The sequence below is a fragment of the Selenomonadales bacterium genome (genome assembly GCA_017442105.1).
Taxonomy (GTDB): Bacteria; Bacillota; Negativicutes; order RGIG982; family RGIG982; genus RGIG982.
The window spans coordinates 1-2539 of the sequence record JAFSAX010000076.1 but is presented as its reverse complement, the minus strand read 5'-3'; the positions used below and the strand labels follow the sequence as shown (position 1 = coordinate 2539).

The window sequence follows — 2539 nt, the reverse complement described above, 5'->3', positions numbered from 1 at the left end:
GTCTGGTAGACGAAGTAGTTGAGCCAGTTAGAGTAGAGGAGATTGGCATGTGCGCGCCAGGTAACGAGCGGTGCTTTGGTATCGTCATCGTTCGGGTAGTAGTTCTGCGGCACTTCGATGGGAAGACCTAAGTTTTTATCGCGAAGGTATTCTTTTTCGAGTGTGCGCGGGTCGTATTCAGAGTGTCCCATGATGAATATTTGACTGCCGCCGTCATTTGAAATAGCATAGACACCTGCTTCTTCAGAAGATGCGATGATCTTGAGTGCAGGTTCGCGTTCGATATCTTCGCGGCGAACAGTCGTATGGCGAGAATGCGGGACGTAGAAGACATCATCAAAGCCGCGGAACAGGATAGACTGTTTGCGGTCGAGTGTATGCGGGAATACGCCGAACATTTTTTGCGGCAGGTCATGCTTTTGGATGCCGTAATGGTAGTAGAGGCCTGCTTGTGCGCCCCAACAGATATGGAAGGTGCTGTGTACGTGTGTTTTGCTCCATTCCATGATCTCTGCAAGTTCGTCCCAGTAATCGACATCTTCGAACTTCATTTTTTCGACAGGTGCGCCTGTGATGATAAGTCCGTCGTATGTATTGTCTTTTACCGTATCGAACGTTTTGTAAAAAGAAAGCAGATGTTCTTTTGGTGTGTTTTGCGATTCGTACGTTTTTGTATGGATCAGCTCCAGTTCGATCTGGAGCGGAGTGTTGCCGAGAAGCCGAGAAAGCTGTGTTTCGGTGTCTATCTTGGTCGGCATAAGGTTGAGCAGAAGTATTTTGAGCGGACGAATATCCTGCGTGATGGCACGATATTCTGTCATGATAAAGATATTTTCATCGGTCAATGTCTTGGCCGCTGGAAGTTCGTTCGGAATTTTGATAGGCATAGATAATCTCCTTTATCCGTTATTAGAGCTTCGCAAGTGCTTGCGCGATATCGTCGAGTAAGTCTTGTGCGTGTTCCAAGCCGCAGGAAAGACGTACGAGGTCGCCCGATACGCCTGCTTTGATAAGCTCTTCGTCACTCATCTGGCGGTGTGTCGAACTAGCAGGGTGAAGACAGCAGGTGCGCGCATCGGCAACATGCGTTTCGATCGCGGCGAGTTTCAAGTGCCCCATGAATGTTTCGGCTGCTTTTCTGCCTCCTTTAACACCAAAACTGACGACACCGCAGGAACCATGCGGGAGATATTTTTTTGCAAGATCGTAGCATTTATCTCCTTCGAGAGAAGGATAGGTGACCCATTCGATCTTATCATGCTCTTTTAAGAATCGTGCAACGGCAAGTCCGTTTTCTGCATGGCGGGCCATGCGGACATGGAGGCTCTCGAGGCCGAGGTTCAAGAGAAAAGCTGTCTGCGGAGATTGCGTTGAGCCGAAGTCGCGCATCAGTTGTGCTGTTGCTTTCGTAATGAATGCGCCTTCTTTACCGAATTTTTCTGCGTAGGTAATACCGTGGTAGCTGTCATCAGGCGTGCAGAGGCCGGGGAACTTCTCTTTGTGTGCCATCCAGTCGAATCTGCCCGAATCAACGATACAGCCACCGACACCGGCGCCGTGACCGTCCATGTATTTCGTTGTGGAATGGGTGACGATATCTGCGCCCCATTCAAACGGACGACAGTGAACAGGCGTTGCGAAAGTATTGTCGATAATGAGTGGAACATCATGGTCATGTGCCGCTTTAGCGAATCGTTCAATGTCGAGAACGGTAAGTGCGGGATTGGCGATCGTTTCGCCGAATACGGCTTTTGTATTCGGGCGAAATGCGGCACTGAGTTCCTCGTCGGTGCAATCGGGGGAAACGAAGGTAAAATCAATGCCCATTTTTTTCATTGTGACAGCGAACAGATTATAGGTACCGCCGTATATGGTAGAAGAAGCAACGATATGGTCACCGCAGTTGGCGATATTGAATACGGCATAAAAATTAGCCGCCTGCCCCGACGAAGTCAGCATTGCCGCTGTACCGCCTTCGAGTGCGCATATCTTTGCGGCGACAGTATCACAGGTAGGATTCTGAAGGCGCGAATAAAAATATCCGCTTGCTTCAAGATCGAATAGCTTGCCCATATCTTCACTTGTATTATATTTAAACGTCGTACTCTGTATGATGGGAACTTGGCGAGGTTCGCCGTTATCGGGGCGATAACCGCCTTGTACACAGTTGGTTTCGATACGATATTGATTCATGGTAGATGACCTCCTCGATGTATGGATATAAAAAAACGTCTCAAAGAAATCTTTGAGACGGGGTAAACCGCGGTACCACTCAAATTGCATATTACTATGCCACTCTCGGACGCTATCACGTCCTATGCCTTGACGCAGCAATCACGGGAGAACCTACTGATGCCAATGCACGTTCAGCACTCCGACTCGGAAGCCATAGGCTATAGAATAATTTTGCCATCGATTTACACCGACCATCGATTCTCTGTGCGCTCTGTTATTCAGCCATCTTCGTCATTGTCTTAGTATGAGGTTGTATTTTGTGAAAGAATATTTGTCCTTCGCATTGAGAATATTATACCTATTT

General features: G+C 48.2%; 2 protein-coding genes. Both read right to left on the bottom strand.

What is annotated here, in order from left to right; translation table 11 throughout:
* On the bottom strand, positions 1 to 887 hold an 887-nt coding region (metA, locus tag IJN28_03060), incomplete at its 3' end, for a homoserine O-succinyltransferase (protein MBQ6712752.1).
* A 22-nt stretch (positions 888 to 909) separates the two neighbouring features.
* Positions 910 to 2193, bottom strand: coding sequence for a PLP-dependent transferase (locus tag IJN28_03055; GenBank protein MBQ6712751.1), 1284 nt, complete (start codon positions 2191 to 2193; stop codon positions 910 to 912).
* Between the last annotated feature and the right edge of the window lie 346 nt (positions 2194 to 2539).